This window comes from Micromonospora sp. CNZ295 (genome assembly GCF_004217535.1).
This window is the reverse complement of the sequence record NZ_SHKZ01000001.1, coordinates 3,931,393-3,948,334: the sequence shown is the minus strand read 5'-3', so window position 1 is coordinate 3,948,334 and position 16,942 is coordinate 3,931,393. Positions and strand designations below refer to the sequence as shown.

General features: G+C 73.9%; 12 protein-coding genes. 4 read left to right on the top strand and 8 right to left on the bottom strand.

The features are described from left to right. The first annotated feature begins 221 nt into the window (after positions 1 to 221). Together EV376_RS18605 and EV376_RS18600 are read left to right on the top strand one after the other, a co-directional pair. Positions 222 to 569, top strand: a complete 348-nt coding sequence (locus EV376_RS18605) for a hypothetical protein (protein WP_130324982.1) — start codon at positions 222 to 224, stop codon at positions 567 to 569. Between the two features lie 287 nt (positions 570 to 856). After that, entirely contained in the window at positions 857 to 1,816 is a 960-nt protein-coding gene (locus tag EV376_RS18600; protein ID WP_130324980.1) for an alpha/beta fold hydrolase, read from the top strand. Here EV376_RS18600 and fxsT read toward each other — a convergent pair. The 7 genes from fxsT to EV376_RS18560 all read right to left on the bottom strand — a co-directional run bounded on the left by fxsT (position 1,810) and on the right by EV376_RS18560 (position 12,152). Continuing rightward, the gene (gene fxsT / locus EV376_RS18595; RefSeq protein ID WP_130324978.1) at positions 1,810 to 5,745 is read right to left on the bottom strand and encodes an FxSxx-COOH system tetratricopeptide repeat protein; all 3,936 of its coding nucleotides are present in this window, start codon (positions 5,743 to 5,745) and stop codon (positions 1,810 to 1,812) included. The genes EV376_RS18600 and fxsT overlap by 7 nt on opposite strands. After that, positions 5,742 to 6,872, bottom strand: a complete 1,131-nt coding sequence (locus EV376_RS18590) for a TIR-like protein FxsC (protein WP_130324976.1) — start codon at positions 6,870 to 6,872, stop codon at positions 5,742 to 5,744. Before EV376_RS18590 ends, fxsT begins: the two co-directional genes overlap by 4 nt. After that, positions 6,859 to 7,539, bottom strand: coding sequence for a TIR-like protein FxsC (locus EV376_RS18585; RefSeq protein WP_130324974.1), 681 nt, complete (start codon positions 7,537 to 7,539; stop codon positions 6,859 to 6,861). Before EV376_RS18585 ends, EV376_RS18590 begins: the two co-directional genes overlap by 14 nt. Next, positions 7,536 to 8,405 (bottom strand): AAC(3) family N-acetyltransferase, encoded by an 870-nt coding sequence (locus EV376_RS18580; RefSeq protein ID WP_130324972.1) that lies wholly within the window; start codon positions 8,403 to 8,405, stop codon positions 7,536 to 7,538. The genes EV376_RS18585 and EV376_RS18580 overlap by 4 nt, the downstream gene beginning before the upstream one ends. Further along, the gene (locus tag EV376_RS30925; protein ID WP_486482685.1) at positions 8,402 to 11,014 is read right to left on the bottom strand and encodes an FxsB family cyclophane-forming radical SAM/SPASM peptide maturase; all 2,613 of its coding nucleotides are present in this window, start codon (positions 11,012 to 11,014) and stop codon (positions 8,402 to 8,404) included. The genes EV376_RS18580 and EV376_RS30925 overlap by 4 nt, the downstream gene beginning before the upstream one ends. Then, positions 10,986 to 11,186: an FXSXX-COOH protein gene (locus tag EV376_RS18565; RefSeq protein WP_130324970.1), complete on the bottom strand. Its 201-nt coding sequence runs from the start codon at positions 11,184 to 11,186 to the stop codon at positions 10,986 to 10,988. Before EV376_RS18565 ends, EV376_RS30925 begins: the two co-directional genes overlap by 29 nt. Before the next feature lie 63 nt (positions 11,187 to 11,249). Then, positions 11,250 to 12,152 carry a DUF4231 domain-containing protein gene (locus tag EV376_RS18560; protein WP_130324968.1) on the bottom strand — a complete coding sequence of 301 codons (903 nt, stop codon included), beginning with the start codon at positions 12,150 to 12,152 and terminating at the stop codon, positions 11,250 to 11,252. Positions 12,153 to 12,265: 113 nt separating this feature from the next. Here EV376_RS18560 and EV376_RS18555 point away from each other — a divergent pair, with 113 nt between their 5' ends. Then, a complete protein-coding gene (locus tag EV376_RS18555; RefSeq protein ID WP_130324966.1) occupies positions 12,266 to 13,483 on the top strand; it encodes an MFS transporter in 1,218 nt (405 codons plus the stop codon). A gap of 36 nt (positions 13,484 to 13,519) precedes the next feature. Here the strand turns inward: EV376_RS18555 and htpG are convergent, their stop codons facing one another. Continuing rightward, complete coding sequence (htpG, locus tag EV376_RS18550) at positions 13,520 to 15,430, bottom strand: molecular chaperone HtpG (protein WP_130324964.1); 1,911 nt, start codon at positions 15,428 to 15,430, stop codon at positions 13,520 to 13,522. Between the two features lie 599 nt (positions 15,431 to 16,029). Between htpG and EV376_RS18545 the strand changes: the two genes are divergently transcribed. Further along, positions 16,030 to 16,680, top strand: coding sequence for a C39 family peptidase (locus EV376_RS18545; protein ID WP_130324962.1), 651 nt, complete (start codon positions 16,030 to 16,032; stop codon positions 16,678 to 16,680). The last annotated feature ends 262 nt before the right edge of the window (positions 16,681 to 16,942 follow it).

Below are 16,942 nucleotides of genomic sequence, written 5' to 3'. Positions count from 1 at the left end.
GGTCGACGCTGCCCGCATCGCCGGCTGCGCAGCGCCGTCCCGGAGACGGGTGACGATCAGTTGACGGTCGGTGAACTGCGCCCATCGTTCGCCGTCGCTGAGTGATCTGTCAATGCCCGGGGGGCCGAACGGCCCATACCGACGGGACGACCTGCCCGTTTGCCGATGGCGGTAAGGGGTGAAGGTATGGTCGGTACCAGTACTTGAGGGGGGCCGTAGCAATGTCCGACGCCAGCAACCACCGGTCCGACCACCGCGCGCACCGTCCCGACGAGGTGACCGACCCGCTGCTGTGGGGGCTGGCCCTCGACGTGGCCGACGCCCACCAGCCCGACGCGGAAGGCACCGGCTGCGCCAACCTGCTCTGCGCCGGCCAGGGCTGGCCGTGCGCCGTCTGGCAGACCGCCCAGCGGGCCCTGGAGGTGGCCCGGACCGGGCCGGAGCGGCAGCCGGCCGACGTCCCGGACGACCGGTACGCCCAGCCGCGGACCGACTGGGCGTTCACCCCGCAGCGCCGGCTGCGCCCGGCGGCGCCGGAGCAGCAGCGCCGCTCCGCGCCGGCCGCCTGAACGGCGCCGCCCAGCCCGCCGGTGCGGCCCCGACCTGCGACGACGCGTACGCGGGGCCGCCGACCGGATTCGATCGGCGGCGCCGGGTGGAAGTTCCACCACGGACCGCCCGCTCGGTGTCCTTTCCGACAGATCCGGCGGGTTGTCGAGCCGGCGGATAGCGGGGCGACCGGCCGGACCGTTAGGCTCAACTGCCGAGTGGAGTCGTTCACCGCCGATCAATCATCTTCGCTCTGGGCCGACGTGACGGATATTCGCTGGTCAGCAGCACCGGAAGGCAGGCTGGAGTGGTCCGAGAAGGGGAGCCGGGGACCGAATTCGCCTATCGCGCGGACAACAAGCGACTGGCGTACGAGGTCACGGGTGCGCCCGACGGACATCCCGTCCTCCTCATGCACGGCACGCCGGGTAGCCGCAAGGGGCCCAAACCACGGGGCATCGTCCTGTACCGGTTAGGCGTCAAACTGATCACCTACGACCGTCCCGGCTACGGCGACTCGGACCGGTTCGAGGGACGCGACGTGGCCGACGCGGCCCGGGACGTGGAGGTGATCGCCGATCACCTGGGCTTGGCCCGGTTCGCCGTGGCCGGCCGCTCGGGCGGCGCCCCGCACGCCCTCGCCTGCGCCGCCGATCCCGTCCTGCGCGACCGGGTGACCCGGGTGGCGGCGCTGGTCGGGTTCGCCCCGTCGGACGCGCCGGAGCTGGACTGGTTCGCCGGGATGAACGCCGACAACGTCAACGGCTTCGGCGGTGGCCGCACCGACACCTCGGCCGTCGTCGAGGAGATCCGCCGCCGGGCGGAGCGGGCCAGCGAGGACCCGCGGCGGCTGCTGGAGGACGTCATGGCGCAGATGACCATGGCGGACCGGCGGGTGATCCGCGACCCGGCGCTGCGTCGCCTGCTGACCGACACCTTCGAGGACGCGCTGCGCGCCGGCCCGTACGGCTGGATCGACGACGTGCTGGCCCTGCGCCGGGACTGGAAGTTCGACCTCGGCCTGATCGACACCTCGGTCACCAGGGTGAAGCTCTGGCACGGCGCCGAGGACACCTTCGCCCCGGTCAGCCACACCCGCTGGCTGGCCTCCCGCATTCCCGGGGCGGAGCTGGAGGTGCAGGCCGGCGCGGCGCACTTCGACGCGGTGGAGGAGCTGCCGCGCATCCTCAGCTGGCTCACCGCCGAGGACGACCCGGCGGCGAGCCGGAGCCGGGACGAGCTGATCGGCGCCCGGTTCGGTCAGTAGGGGTGCGGGTCGAGGACCCGCCGCACGTACCTACCCTCCCGCAGGTTCACCACGCTCGGGTGATGCTGCCCGATCCGGTTGGCCAACCGGTCCGCGAGCCGCATCCGCTCGATGCTGCCGGCGCCGCCGGTGACCGTCTGCTCGGCGAGCGCCAGGTTCCCGCGGCCGCGCAGCGTGTCCGGGTGGTCCTCGCCGAGGGTCTCGCGCAGCCGACCGACGACGATCCGCAGCTGCTCCCGCCCGGCCTCCAGCTCGCCGTGCAGGATCGTGAAGACGGCGAGGTTGTTGGCGACCGCCATGGTCAGCGGGTGCGTGCCGCCCAGCGCGGCGGTCACCGCCGCCGCCGTCGTCGTCGACAGCTCCCGGGCCGCCGCCACCTCGCCGGCGTCCCACATCGCCACGGTCAGGTTGTTGCGGCACACCAGCACGTACGGGTGCTCCTCGCCGAAGACCCGCACGAACTGCGTCTCGGCCTCGGTCAGCTCGGCCCGGGCCCGCTCCCCCTCGCCCTGCAGCATCAGGTTCGCCGCCCGGGACAGCCGGCTGAACAGGGTGTCCGGGTTGAGCGGCCCGAACCCGGCGAGCAGGTGCTCGTACGCGTCGTCGAGCAGCCGGGCCGCCTCGGCGATCTCACCGGTGCTGCGCAGCGACGCGGCGAGGTTGGTCTGCGCGGTGAGCACGTTGCGCGACTGGTCGCCGAAGAGGTTGCGGTACCCGACGACCACCGTCTGCAGCAGCGCGACCGACCCCTCGTAGTCGCCGGCCTCCCGCAGGTCCCGGGCCAGGTTGTTGGCGGTCAGCAGGGTACGCGGGTGATCCGCGCCGAGCACCACCCGCAGCCGGCGGTAGGTGGCCTCGTCGCCGTCGAGCGCCCGCCGGAAGTCACCCATCAGCCGGTAGGACGCGGCCAGGTTGTTCGCTGCGGTCAGCGTCCGGCGGTGGTCCTCGCCGAACACCTCGACCGAGGCGGCGTACGTGCGCAGGTCCCGTTCCAGCGCGTCGGAGTAGCGGCCGATCGCCCGCAGGTCCCCGCCGTAGCCGCCGGCGGTCATCAGGGTGTACGGGTGGCTCGCCCCGATCAGCTTCTCCTGCGCGCCCAGCGTCTCCTCGTCGAGGCGGCGGGCGTCGTCGAAGCGGCCGAGGCCGCGCAGCAGGTTGGCCCGGTTGAACCGCAGGTGCAGCAGCTGGACCTGCAACGCCCGGTGCTCCGGAGTGTCCGGGGCGAGCTGCGCCAGCAGCCGCGTCCAGGCGGCGTCGGCCTGCTCGGCGTACCGGTGGCCCTGCGCGTAGCCGCCGTTGAGGTAGATGTAGCGGATCCGGTCGATGATGAGCTGCCGCACGTCGTCGTCGGGTGAGGAGAGCGCGTCGGCGCCGTCCAGGTGCGGCCAGAGCAGCCGCAGTCGGGCCTGGGCCGCCGGGTCCTCCACCTCGCCGGAGGGACGGGAGCCGGCCAGGATGCGGTGCACGTCGTGCTTCACCCCGGCCAGCTCCTCGGGCGTCATCCGGGCCCGCAGCGCGGTCTGGAGCAGCCGGTGCACCTGCACCTGCTGGGCGTGCAGGTCGACCTTGACCAGCGCGAGCCGGTTGATGCGCTGCACCAGCGCGGCGGCGATGTCCCGCTCGGACACCCGGTCGGCCACCCGCGCGGCCACCACCGGGTCATGCGCGGCGATGACCTTGGCGACCTGGTCGCTGTAGAGCAGCTCGAGGGAGATCTCCGGAGCGAGCACCGACGCCAGCTGCAGCAGCCGGTACGCGCCCACCGAGCCCTCCCGCAGCCGCTGCAGCGAGAAGTCCCAGATGTCCTCGGCCGGGCCGGTGCGCTCCAGGCCGGCCAGGTAGTCGGCGACCGGCGTGCCGGTGTCGGCCAGCCAGGCGCCGGCCATCGCCACGAAGATCGGCACGTTCTCCACCGCGTCGGCGACCTGCTCGGCCTCGGCGACCGTGATCGACCGCTCACCGACGCGGGCCCGCAGGTGGGCGACGCTCTCCGCCCGCTGGAACGCCTCCACGTCCAGCGCCCGGGCCAGGTCGCCCCAGTCCGGGTTGCGGGTGGTGACCAGGACATGGCCGACACCCTGCGGCAGGTAGTCGCGGACGTGCTCGTACTGGTCGACGTTGTCGAACACCAGCAGCCACTGCTCCGGCGGCCCGCCGTCCGGGCGGCGCTCCGGGCGGCTGAGCCGCTGCCGCACCGCCCGGGTCATCTCCGGGATGGTGGGCTGCCGGGGCAGGCCCAGTTCGGCGCCGAGGTCGGCCACCCGCACGTCGACGAACTGCGGCGGGTCGGCCTGGATCCACCAGATGACGTCGTACGCGCCGCGGAAGCGGTGCGCGTACTCGATGGCCAGCTGGGTCTTGCCGATGCCCGGGCCGCCGCGCAGCGCCACCGGCAGGCCCGCGCCGCCGGCCGCCTTCAGCTCCTCGCGCAGCCGGCTCAGCAGGTCCTCGCGGCCGGTGAAGCGGAGGTTGCGGCTGGGCGGGTTGAACACCGTCGCCCGGGTGCCCGGGTAGCGGGCCGCGCGCACGTCCGGACGCGCGTGCCCGGGCGGCAGGGCCACCCCGAGCAGCTGCAGCAGCCGGTCGACGGCCTCGTCGGCGGCCAGTTCGTGCAGCGACACCCAGCTGCCGATCGGCGCGTCCGGCGACGGCGTGGTGCCGTCCACGTACACGGTCAGCGCGCTGCCGGCCCGGCGCGGATCCGCCGGCTCACCGTGCGCCAGCCGGTAGGCGCGGGAGACCAGCGTGACGTCCCGGGTCACGGTGCCCGGCCGCACCGGCGCCGGCTCGTCCGCCGTCGCCACCGCCACCCGCAGGTCCACGGCGGTCAGGACGGCCTGCGCCCACTCCGCCCAGGCCGTGTCGTCCGGCACGTGCCGCAGCACGACCAGCTCGTCGGCGACGGCCGGCTTGCGCTCGAAGCGGGCGACGGTGCGGCGGCGCAGCGCCTCGTCCATCCGCGGCAGCGAGCTGATCCGGCCACCGGTTATGTGGCTGGTCAGCGTCTCGTACGCGGACAGCAGGGTGGTGCGGCTGCCCGGGATGTCGCCGAAGGTGGCGAGGGTCTCCTCGTACGCGTAGTAGGCCCGGTAGGGCACCTCGACGGTGAGCCAGTACTCCCGCCGCTCGGCGTCGGTCATCCCGCCCGGCAGGCCGGCGAAGCGCTGCATCGCCACCGCCCGGCCGGCGTCCGCCTTGCCCTTCTCCCCCTCGTCCACCCGCATCGGCACCGGCAGCACCCGCCGCGCCCGGCGCCCCTCGTAGCCGCGGACCCGGCCGGCGACCGTGGCCGCCCCGTCGATGCCCTGGTCGCTCAGGGTGAAACAGTCGACCAGCACGTCCGGCAGGTGGATGGTGCAGATCTCGGCGACATCGCTGATCCCGGTGCGGCTGTCGATCAGCGTCCAGTCGTAGTGGCGCTTCATGTCCTCGCGCAGCGCGTCGAAGAAGAGCGCCCCGCCCAGCCGGTTGTAGAAGTTGTCCCAGTTGAGGCCGGTGACGCTGGTGGCGTAGTCCGGGTTGTGCCGGCCGGCGAGCAGCAGGTCGAGGCTGCCGCCGCCGGGGAACTCCCAGCTGACCGAGAAGGCGTACTTCTGCACCTTGGCCAGGTGGCGGTGCCAGTCGCTCGGCCGGGACTCCGCCACCTCGGCCCGCCCGGCGGCCTCGGCCTCCCGCCGGCGCTTCAGGTTCGCCCACTCGTACTCCAGGATCAGGTCCATCACGCCGCCGGTGGAGGCGACCTGCGCGGGATCGAGGAACGGGGCGAAGAACCGGTGCAGGCCCGGCGACTCCAGGTCCCAGTCGGCGACCAGGACCCGCTGGCCGTTCGCGGCGAGGATCCAGGCGGTGTTCGCCAGGGCCATCGTCCGCCCGGTGCCCCCCTTGTACGAGTAGAAGGTGACCACCTGACCGTCGCGCTGCTTCGTCATCGGTCATCCCCTCGTCGCTGGTCGGATCGGTCGGTCTGGCGCAGGCTCGGCCGCGGCGTGCCCGGGTCGTCCTGCGGGTAGAGCGGGCCGTGCCGGAGGAACTGCTTGCGGGCCTCGATCACCGCCAGTGGCGCGCAGCGCTCGAACTCGTCCACGTCGGGCACCGGCCGCACGTCCGGGAACCGCGCCTCCCGCAGCACGCCGTCGATCTCGTCGGCGGCGGTGTCGGGGCCGCCGACGACCAGCGGCACCACCCAGCGCGGCAGGTCGGCCACCGCCGCCCGCACGGCGGCCACGCCCAGGGTCGCGTCGATGAGCAGGACGGTGGGGCTGTCCGGGGCGCGGTCGCGGGCGCCGGTGAACTCGACGACCCGGGTCGGCAGCCCGAGCCGCTGCGCGGTGGCCGCCACGTAGTCGGCGATCGCCAGCACGTGCCGACCGGCGAAGGGACGCCACTGCCGCCCCTCGGCGGCGGCGAGCGCGGTGACGAGCAGGGCCGGATCCCCCGGGTCGTCGACCGGCACGTCGCCGACCGGTGCGGCCCGGGACGGACGCAGCGGCGCGGTCTCGGCCACCGACACGATCCGCTCGGCGAGGGCGCCGAGCACCACGTCGTACTGCCGGCGGTACGCGGTGAGCTTGCACAGCGCCCGCAGCCCGTTCTCCGCGTACTCGGTGGGGCCGCCGATCAGGTCGAGGGCCTCGGCCATCTCCGGCCGGTCGTCCCACGGCGGGAAGGGGATCCACAGCACCGGCAGGACGTGCCGGTCGGCCTCGCCCGGCCGCAGCCGCCCGAGCCGGGACTGGAAGGCGGCCCGCTCCCCGACCGCCCAGGCGTTGCTGAAGTAGTTCGGCGAGTACAGCGGGACGAACACGTGGGCGACGCTGAGCGCGTCGGTCAGCGTCTGCTTCAGGTCCGCGCCGGGCGCGACCAGCCCGTCGAAGAAGCCGATCTCCAGGTCGCCGCGCCGGGCCCCGCGCTGCACGGCGGCGTGCAGGTCCTGGAAGAACCGGGTGACCCAGTAGTCGGTGTCCGGCCGGGCCGCCGCGGACAGCGGCACCGAGTGGGCGTAGCTGAGGAAGAAGTACGTCTCCCGGCCGGCGCGGGAGGTGTCAGTCCAGCTCATCGCCGCCCTCCTCGAACCCGTCGCCGAGCTCATCGATCTGCGACACGTACGGCTCGACCCAGTGCGTGTCCACCGCGCGGACCACCCGCTGCGCGAGCCGCCACACCACCGCGTCGTACGCGTCCTTGCCGTTGCGACCGAGGCTGAGCAGCCCGTAGATGCCCTCCTGCTGGTACTGCGGGGCGATGTCCGGCGGCAGCCCGGTCGGGGAGAACATCTGCCGCCGACGGATCGCCGCCGGCAGCTCGCGGCGACGGCCCATCACCGACCAGTTGACCGGGATGATCGGCTGCTCCCCCGGCGTCGCCCGCGCGTCCGGGCGGCGCACCTGTCGGCGGCGGAGGAACGCGTTCCACTCGCGCGCGCACCAGACGCTGCGCAGGTACTGCGGGGAGATCAGCGGGATGAAGACCTGGCAGTGGCCGGCCGCGAAGGCCAGGTCCTCGGCCCACACCTGGCCGCCGTCGAGCATCCGGTCGAGGAAGCCGGCCGTGCTGCCCGCCGGCAGGCCGAGCAGCTCCGACACGTGGTCGGACAGGTCGACGTAGAGCTGGAAGACCTTCTGGTTGGCGTCCCGGGGCGCCTCGGCGGGCCGCTGCTTGGCCCGCGCGTAGCTGAGGAAGAACACGGGGGCACGCGGGTCCACCCGGAACTCCTCCTCAGTCACCCGCCGCTCCCGTCCGATGGGGACACACCCGCGAGACCACAGTAGCGACAATGGCAAACGTGCACGGATCCTCGTGATGGATCACGATGGATGGTCATCCAGCCGACGGCGAAGTCGACCGCAGCGCGAACCGGAAGCAACCGTCCGATTCCGGCACCGACCCGGGCCCGCCGCGCCCACGGCTCGCCGTCGGCCGCCGCGCCGATGCGGGGGAAGTCCGAGTCGTCGAGGTGGCGGGCCAGGAAGTCGAGCCGGGCCCGCCGGCCCGCGGCGTCCCGGACGTAGCAACGGTGCGGGCGTACGGCCGCCGGTCGGGCGAGCCGGTACTCGGCGAGGTGGAACCCGGTGCAGCTGGTGTAGTCGACGCCGAGCAGCAGCTCCAGGCCGTCAGCGGCGTACAGGGCGCCGAGCGGGGACCGCTCACCCAGGTGGCACTCCAGATCATGCACGGCGGTCAGGTCGGCGGCGGCCGGGCCGAGCGCCGCGAACGACGTGTGCGGGTGCCGGCTGCGCACCGCGCCGGGTGCCCGCCGCACGTGCTCCGCGAACGCGCCCATCCCCTCCGACGGGCTCGTGTCCGGGTCGAACGGCGGGATCCGGTCCTCCACCCGCGCCGCCTCGTGGGCGGTCAGTCCGGCGGTGGCGGCGCGGAAGGCTGGCGAGGTGATCGAGTTGCCGGCGGTGTGGGTCGGCACCACCACCGTCGCGGCCGGCCCGAGCACGTCGCGCAGGGCGGCCAGCAGGATCGCCGGGCCGCCGGCGACCCGGCCGATCCGCCGCAGCGAGGCGTGCACCAGCACGGTCGCGCCGGCCGGCAGGCCCAGTGCCCGCAGGTCGGCGGCCAGGGTGGCACGCCCGACAGTCATGTCCAGCTGTCCACCGTGACGCGCATCCGGGTGGCGAACCGTTCCCCCGCCGGAGTCAGCGCCCCCAGCCCGAGCAGCGCGTCGAGCGCGCCGTCGGTCCAGTCCCGGTACCGGCGGTGGTGCGCCGCGGCCGCCGCGCCCGACCGGCGGCGCCAGACGTCGGCGACGGCCAGATGGGCGTACGTGCCGTGCAGCACGCCCTCGACCGGGCGCGGGTCCTCCCGCCAGGGCACGGTGAGCAGCCGGGCGTCACGCCGGTCGACCAGCTCGCACACGTCGAGCAACCCGTCGAGCTTGAGGTGCTGCACCTCGTGGACGAGCAGCACGGCGAGGGCGGCGTCGTCGGGCACCGGCGTCACGGCCACCGCACCGAAGGCGGACGCGGCGGCGGCGCTGCGCTGCCGGCCCCGCCGGTCGGGGCGGAGCGGCACGACGGCGCGCAGCAGGGCGCGCACGCCGGGGCCGTACTCCCCCGCCTCGGTGTCGACCCGCCGCACGGCCGCCGTGAGCTGGGCGGCCCAGCTCCCGGCGGTCGCCGTCGGGAGCCTCGGCGTCACCGCCAGGTCCTGGTAGCAGTCCCGGTACGGGTCGGTGTCCTCGATGGCCAGCCACGGCTCGCCGGCCCGGCGCAGCGGTCGCCAGGTGGGCACGGCCCCGCCGGGCGGGTTGTCGTCGGGCAGGGCGTCGGCGCGGGGCCGGCGGTCGTCGGTGCGGACGGTCACGGTTCGTCCGCCGGCCCGGACCTGGAAGCCACCCGCCACCGCCGTGACGACGACCGGGCCGGCCGCGTCCGACAGGGCGAGCGCGCCCAGCGTGGGGAGGCTCAGCAGGCCGTCGCGGACCGGCACGTCCAGCTCTCCGGGCACGCCGGCGCGGATGGCCGCTGCCGCGGCCACCGCGGCGAGGCGGCCGAGGTCGGCCAGCGCCGGCGTCTCCAGGCAGCGGTGCGCCCACCGGCGGACGAACGGGTGGGCCAGCACCTCCCGGACCGCCGCCGGCGCGGTGACGTCCAGCTCGACCAGGCGGTCCCAGGCGGGCCCGGCGACCGGATGCCCGGCCACCGCCGGGCTGAGGGCGACCAGCAACGCGCGGGTCTTCGCCAGGTGCACGGCCGCGAGCTGGCGGACCGAGGCGTCGGTGCCGTACCCGGTGCCGAGGTCGTCGAGCACCGCCGGGTCCAGCATGTCGGGCCCGGCCCCGCCGTCGCCCGACCCGCCGGCACCGTCGCCCGACCCGCCGGCACCGGCCGGCCGGCCCGCTGATGGACTCGATGCCGGCGGCATCGCGGAATCCGCGGCAGGGTTCATCGATGGCGGCGGCGTCGCGGGATCCGCGGCAGGATCGGTCGACGGCGGCGCGGATTCCGCCACGCCCGGACCGGCCCGGACCGGCGTCACCGCAGTAGCCGGGTCGGCCGGTGCCGGGACGGTCGGGTCGGCCGGTGCCGGGTCGCCGCCCACTCCGCGGATCAGATGGAGCAGGTCCGCACAGTAGGCGGACGGGTTGTCGAAGCCGCTGCCGGTGCGGAAGCGGTGGGCGAACAGGCCGCCACCGCACTGACGCACCACCGGGCAGGCCTGGCACGTCGCGGACAGGCCGGCCAACCCGGCCTGCCGGACGGCGATCATCGGATGCGCGGCGACCGCGTCCACCGGGTGGTGGAAGACGTCCAGTCCGGTGGCGGGCGCGCCGTCGTACGCGGACTTGAGCGAGTCGACCTGCTCGTAGCTGCCGTCGGTCTCGATGACCGCGAGGTCGGCGGCGGCCAGCCCGACGGCCTCGGTGCGGGTCGTGCCGCCGGCCGCGGTGGCGAGCAGCGAATCCAGCAGGCGGATCGGGACCGGACGCCCGTCGGCCGTCCAGGCCCGGTGCACCGCGAGCAGCCAGTCGGCGAACGGGGTGGGGGCTCCGGACGGGCGCGGCGGTGGGCGGTCCCAGTTGGCGTGCGGCAGGAGGAAGTCGATGTGCGGCGGCTCCTCGGCGAGCAACGCCCGGTAGACCGTCACGGGGTCGTTGGCGAGGTCGACGGTGCACAGCAGCCCGGCGTAGCTCGGCCGGTACTCGGGGCGGCGCAGCAGCGCCAGCGACCGCAGCACCTTGTCGTGGCTGCTCGCGCCGCTGGCGTACCGACGGTGCCGGTCGTTGGCGGCCCGGTCGCCGTCGAGCGAGACGCCGACGGCGACGCCGTGGGCGACGAGCACCTCGGCGATCTCCTCGGTGAGCAGCACGCCGTTGGACTGCATGCGCAGGTCCAGGCGGGTCACCGGGTCAAGCTGGCGGCGCAGCTCGCCCGCGACGGCGGCGAGCCCGGCCGCCCCGGCCAGCAGCGGCTCACCGCCGTGCAGCACCACCCGTACGACGTCGAGCCGGTGCGCGATGGCGTGCTCCGCGATGCGCCGGGCGGCCGCCGCCACCGTCCGCGGCGACATGGTGTGCGGCTGTCGCCGCCAGGACTGGTCCGGGTGCTCGTAGACGTAGCAATGGTCGCAGGACAGGTCACACCGGCTGACGATCTTGACAACGTACTGACTCAGGGCGCCGGCCGGCGCTGACCTCCCAGGCGTCGCGGGCTCACCGGCGTCAGATCGAAGAGCCGAAGGCTGCGACATCGACGCGGGCCGGCTGGTCCACGGTGCGGGTGTCGGACAGCGCCACGGTGCGGGCGCGGGAGAGCGGAATCTTGCCGAGCGGAGTGTGCCGGAGATCGGCCAGCGGAGCGGTGGACGTCGACCGGCCTGCGTTGCGATCCACGTGAGTCCCCCCATCGGACTTGTGGGTCAGCGGGGGCCGCCCGGGAGGCGACCCGAGACAATTGTCGATGAGTCTACCGCACGTCGAGTAGCGTCAGCGGTGCGATAGGCCATCTTCTTCAAGGGTTCTGGCCATCCAGGCCTCATTGGACAGTGCGATGAGCCGCTCCGCCTCGACCACGAAAGCGTCGTCGTCGGTCCACCCCCGCCCGTCCCGCCGGGCGCGGTGCAGCCGGGCGAGCTGGTCCGCGGTGCGGGCGTACTCGATCTGGTGCTGCTCGTACTGCTGCGCCGCGCCGTAGCCGACCACGGCCGTGGTCACGGTGGCCACGACACCGACCCAGGCGGCGAGGACGAGCCCGTCGCCGAGCACCCCGACAACGCCCGAGAGCACCGCGCCGGCCGCGGTCAGCGCGGTGGTCACCAGCCGGACCCGGCGGGCGGCGACGGCCATCCGGCGCGCCTCCGGCCGGTAGTAGTGCTCGACCTGGCCGGCCACCCGCTGCGCGACGTACGAGGCAACGTCGGACACCGCCGGCAGCGGACGGGCCGCGGGCGCGACGTCGATGGTGTGCCCGACCAGGTCAGCGGCCTCGTCCAGGAGCGCGTCGACCCGGCTCAACAGGACCGCGTCGCGGTCCGGCCCGCGGTACGGCGACACACCGGCGAGGTGGCGGTGCACCTCGGCCTTGAGCGACTCGGCGACCGCCCGCAGCCGGGTCCAGACCTGCACCGGCTCCCGGCTGGTCGCCCGGGCGGCCAGCGGGACGAGGCCCAGCGCCGCGCCGGCGATGATCGCCAGCACCCGGCTCGTCGGCCGGTGCACCGGGTCGAGTTGCGCCGCGGCGGTGCCGGCGACGGCGGCGACGACGGTGAGGCCGGCGACCAGCCGGCGCCCCCGGGCGATCCGGCGGCGCACCAGGTCCGCCGCCCGGGACCAGGTGGACTGCTGCTGCCAGACCGCGTCGAGCACGGCCGGCGAATCGACGGTCGACACTCCCGCATGGTAGATCCCGGCGCCAAGGAAAGGATTCCTTGTCAACGCCGGGCGAGGTGAGAGGGGCCCCCTGTCGACGCGCCTGGACACGCCTGGGCGATACCGTCTGGTGCATGGTTGCTGACCGCTCCCTCGGCCGCCCGTTCTGGACGTTCTGGACCGCCGCCGCCCTGGCCAACCTGGGTGACGGCATCCGGGTGGCGGCGTTCCCCCTGCTGGCGGCCGCACTGAGTGACGACCCGGTCGCCGTGGCCGCGGTCGCCGCAGCGCAGTTCCTGCCCTGGCTGGTCACCGGCCTGCTCGCCGGCGTGCTCGCCGACCGCCGCGGCGCCCGCGCGGTCATCGCCACCGCCGACGCCGGTCGCGTGCTCGTCCTGGCCACCCTGGCCGTGGCCGTCGCGACGGGCTGGGCGACGATCGCGCTGGTGGTGGCGGCGTCCTTCCTGCTCGGCGTCGGCGAGACGCTGCGCGACACCGCCGCGCAGACCGCCGTGCCGCGCCTCGTCCGCGACGAGCACCTGGAGAAGGCCAACGGGCGCCTGGTCGCCGGCGAGATCGTCGGCAACGAGTTCGTGGGCCCACCGGTCGGGTCGCTGCTGTTCGTCGTCGGCGCGGCGCTGCCGTTCGCCGTCAACGGCGCTGCCCTCGCCCTCGCCGTGATGCTCGTGCTGTCGCTGCCGCTGAGCCTGGCCCGGCCGCCGGTCGCGAAGGCCGGAACGGAGGCCGGCGGGACCCGGGGCGGGGGCGTCCTGGCCGGGCTGCGGTGGCTCGTCCGGCAGCCGGTGCTGCGGACGCTGGTGATCGTCGGCGCGGCGATCGCGGCCGCCGACACCGCATGGTTCGCGATCTTCGTCCTGTACGCGCGGGAGAGCCTCGGCCTCGGCGCGCTCGGCTTCGGCCTGCTGCTGGCCACCGGCGCGGCCGGCGGGCTGACCGGTTCCCTCCTCGCCGACCGGGTGCTCCAGCGGTTCCGCCACCGCGACGTGCTCGCCGTGACGCTGGCGCTGACCGGTGGCGTGCCCGTCCTGCTGGTCGTCGCCCCGAACCGGGTCGCGGCCGTCGTCGTCGTGGTCCTGACCAGCGCCTCGTTCGCCGTACTCAACGTCGCAGCGCTGTCGCTGCGGCACCGGCTGGTACCCGAGGGCCTGCTCGGCCGGGTCGTGGCCGCCTCCCGCACGCTCACCTACAGCTGCACGGCGCTGGGCGCCCTGGCCGGCGGCGCCCTCGCCGCCAGTGCCGGCCTGGTCGCGCCGTTCCTGCTCAGCGGCGTGGTCGCGGTCGTGGCGACGACCGGCTGGTGGGTGGCGTCGCGCCCGGCCGCCGCGGGCTGACCGGGGCGCCGGCGGCCCGGCGCCCCGCACGGCCGCTCAGAGGGTACGGGCGAGCCGCTCGGCGAGGATCCGCGTGAACCGGGACGGGTCGGCCAACTCCCCGCCCTCGGCGAGCAGCGCCATCCCGTACAGCAGCTCGGCGGTCTCCGTGAGCGACTCCTCCGTGCCGCCCTGCTCGCGGGCCTTACGCAGCCCGCTGACCAGCGGATGCGTCGGGTTCAGCTCCAGGATGCGCTTGACCTGCGGCACCTCGTGGCCCATCGCCCGGTACATCTTCTCCAGGGTGGGCGTGAGGTCGTGCGCGTCGCCGACGACGCAGGCCGGGGAGGTGGTCAGCCGGGACGACAGGCGGACCTCCTTGACCTGGTCGGCGAGGGCGCTGCCGAGCCAGGTCAGCAGGTCGGCGTAGTCGGCGCGCTGCCGCTCCCGCTCGGCCTCGGCCTCCTTGCGCTCGTCCTCGGTGTCCAGGTCGACCTGGCCCTTGGCGATGGAGCGCAGCGTCCTGCCGTCGTACTGGCCGACCCGGTCGACCCACACCTCGTCGACCGGGTCGGTGAGCAGCAGCACCTCGTAGCCCTTGGCGCGGAACGCCTCCATGTGCGGCGAGTTCTCGATGGTCGTCCGGGACTCGCCGGTGGCGTAGTAGATGTCGCTCTGGCCGTCCTTCATGCGGCTGACGTAACCGGCGAGGTCGGTCGGCTCGGCGGCGTCGTGGGTGGACGCGACGGAGAGGATCTCCAGGAGGGTGTCCCGGTTCTCCGTGTCGTCGATCAGCCCCTCCTTGAGCGCGGCGCCGAACTCGGTCCAGAAGGTGCGGTACTTCTCCGGCTGATTGGCCTTGAGGTCCTTGACGGTGGCGAGGACCTTCTTCACCAGCCGGCGGCGGACCACCTGGATCTGCCGGTCCTGCTGGAGGATCTCGCGGGAGATGTTCAGCGACAGGTCGTGGGCGTCCACCACGCCCTTGACGAAGCGCAGGTACGAGGGCATCAGCGCCTCGCAGTCGTCCATGATGAAGACGCGCTTGACGTAGAGCTGGACGCCGCGGCGGCCCTGCGGGGAGAAGAGGTCCAGCGGGGCGTGCGAGGGCAGGAAGAGCAGCGCCTCGTACTCGAAGGTGCCCTCGCCCCGCATGTGCACGACCTCGAGCGGGTCGGCCCAGTCATGGCTGACGTGCTTGTAGAACTCGTGGTACTCGGCCGGCTCGACCTCGTCGCGGGCCCGCGCCCACAGCGCCTTCATCGAGTTGAGGGTCTGCACCTCGGTGGTCGGCTCGCCGCCGTCGGTGCCGGGCCGCTCGACGGCCATCCGGATGGGGTGGGCGATGAAGTCGGAGTACCGCTTGACGATCTGCCGGATCGTCCATTCGGCGGTGTAGTCGTGCAGGTTGTCCTCGGTGTCGGTCGGCTTGAGGTGCAGCGTGACGGCGGTGCCCTGCGGCGCGTCCGCGACCGGCGCGATCGTGTACGTGCCCTCGCCCGTCGACTCCCAGCGGGTGCCGCCGCTCTCCCCCGCCCTGCGGGTGACCAGCTCGACCCGGTCGGCGACCATGAACGCCGCGTAGAAGCCGACGCCGAACTGGCCGATCAGCTCCTGGGACGTCGCCGCGTCGGTCGACTCCCGCAGCTTGCGCAGCAGCTCCGCGGTGCCCGACTTGGCGATCGTGCCGATCACCTCGACGACCTCGTCCCGGGACATGCCGATGCCGTTGTCCCGCACGGTCAGGGTGCGTGCCGCCCGGTCGACCTCGATGGCGATGTGCAGGTCGGCCGTGTCGACCTGGAGGTCCTTGTCGATCAGCGAAGCCAGGCGCAGCTTGTCCAGCGCGTCCGAGGCGTTCGAGATCAGCTCCCGCAGGAAGACGTCCTTGTTCGAGTAGATCGAGTGGACCATCAGCTGGAGCAGCTGACGCGCCTCGGCCTGGAACTCCAACGTCTCGGTGCTCACACCGTTTCCTTTCGTCCGCGAAGCGGCGCCGGCGCGGGCCGGCGCATCCCGAAGAGGTTCGCCGAAAGAATACGAGCACCTCACGGAGGGCGACCCGTCGCCTCGCCGCCGCCTTCGTCCACTCCGGTTTCGGCAGGTCAGGGCATTGCAGTCGGTCGGACGCACCGACGTCGCCGCTGTCGGGCGAGTGAAGTCCGGCGCGGCTGTCGGGTTTCCGGCGGACCGGTGGGCGTGGTGTCCGGTTTGGGGTGGCCGGGCTGATTCGCCGCCTGGCATGCGGTGTGCGGTTTCCGCCGGGTATCCCGGGCGCGGTTGTCCGGTTTGGGGTGCGGTGTCGGGTGGTGGGGGTCACCCGGGTCGTGGAATGGGTGGGTGGGCCGGGTCGTTGTACATGGTCGTGACCGCGGGACCCTGGCCCCGCCCCCGTCTCGGGGTGGCCGGCCGCCGGGAATGACCCGGGACCCCCGACGGTTACATCTCCCCGGACCCCCGGAGCACCCCGGCCGGGCTGGTCCCTTCTTGATCCACCTTTCCTGACCGCGCCGCACGGCATCCCCCCTCGCCGGTGGCGTGTACCCCCGAGTGAAAGGGCTTCGATCATGCGTACCGATCTGCTGCGTAAGACCGTGCTGACCACCGCTGGTGTCCTCGTCACCGGCGGCGCGGTGGCCGCCCCCGCGACCGCCGTGTTCGCCGCCCCCACCACCGACAAGCCGGCGGCCGTGCAGGCCGACCGCAAGGGCGAGCGGGAACTGCGGGTGGACTACCAGGCACAGCCGAACTTCTACTACTGCGGCCCGGCCGCGGCCCGTAACGCCCTGTCCGTGCAGGGCAAGGACATCGACGTCGACTCGATGGCCGAGCGGATGGGCACCACCGAGGCCGGCACCAACTCGATCAACGACATCACCCCGGTACTGAACAAGGAGACCGGTAAGGACGTCTACCGCAGCGTCGAGATCAGCTCGCCGCGCGCCGACGACAAGCAGACCGACAAGCTGCGCGCCGACATCGTGCGCACCATCGACGACGGCCGGGCCGTGGTGGCCAACATCGCCGGCACCGCCACCGACGTCGACGGCGGCCTGCACTCCTTCGAGGGCGGACACTACATCTCCGTGACCGGCTACCGCGACAGCGGCCACGAGGTCAAGATCACCGACTCGGCGAACCCGAACACCGCCGAGTACTGGATCACCACCGACGCCCTCGCCGACTGGATCGCCACCCGCGGCTACTCCACCAACTGACACCCGCACCACCCACCAACGGGCCGGCCCCAACAGGGGCCGGCCCGTTCCGCCATCCCCACCCCCGCCTCCCCCGAGGAGACGACAACATCAGCGAAGACATCCCCCCAACACCGACCGAGACAGCACCCTCCCCGAAACTGCCGCACCTCGGGAGCGCGGAGGGGACGCGCGGGGGCAGGGTCAGCCGCCGGAGGCGGCCGGGCTGTGGCCGGAGGTGGCGCAGACCCGCCCTGGCGGTGGCGGCGCTGGCCGCCGGCCG

Coding starts and splice junctions, on each gene's coding strand:
- EV376_RS18605 (WP_130324982.1), top strand. CDS start 222: ATGTCCGACGCCAGCAACCACCGGTCCGACCACCGCGCGCACCGTCCC.
- fxsT (WP_130324978.1), bottom strand. CDS start 5,745: ATGACGAAGCAGCGCGACGGTCAGGTGGTCACCTTCTACTCGTACAAG.
- EV376_RS18590 (WP_130324976.1), bottom strand. CDS start 6,872: ATGAGCTGGACTGACACCTCCCGCGCCGGCCGGGAGACGTACTTCTTC.
- EV376_RS18580 (WP_130324972.1), bottom strand. CDS start 8,405: ATGACTGTCGGGCGTGCCACCCTGGCCGCCGACCTGCGGGCACTGGGC.
- EV376_RS30925 (WP_486482685.1), bottom strand. CDS start 11,014: ATGTCGCAGCCTTCGGCTCTTCGATCTGACGCCGGTGAGCCCGCGACG.
- EV376_RS18555 (WP_130324966.1), top strand. CDS start 12,266: ATGGTTGCTGACCGCTCCCTCGGCCGCCCGTTCTGGACGTTCTGGACC.
- EV376_RS18545 (WP_130324962.1), top strand. CDS start 16,030: ATGCGTACCGATCTGCTGCGTAAGACCGTGCTGACCACCGCTGGTGTC.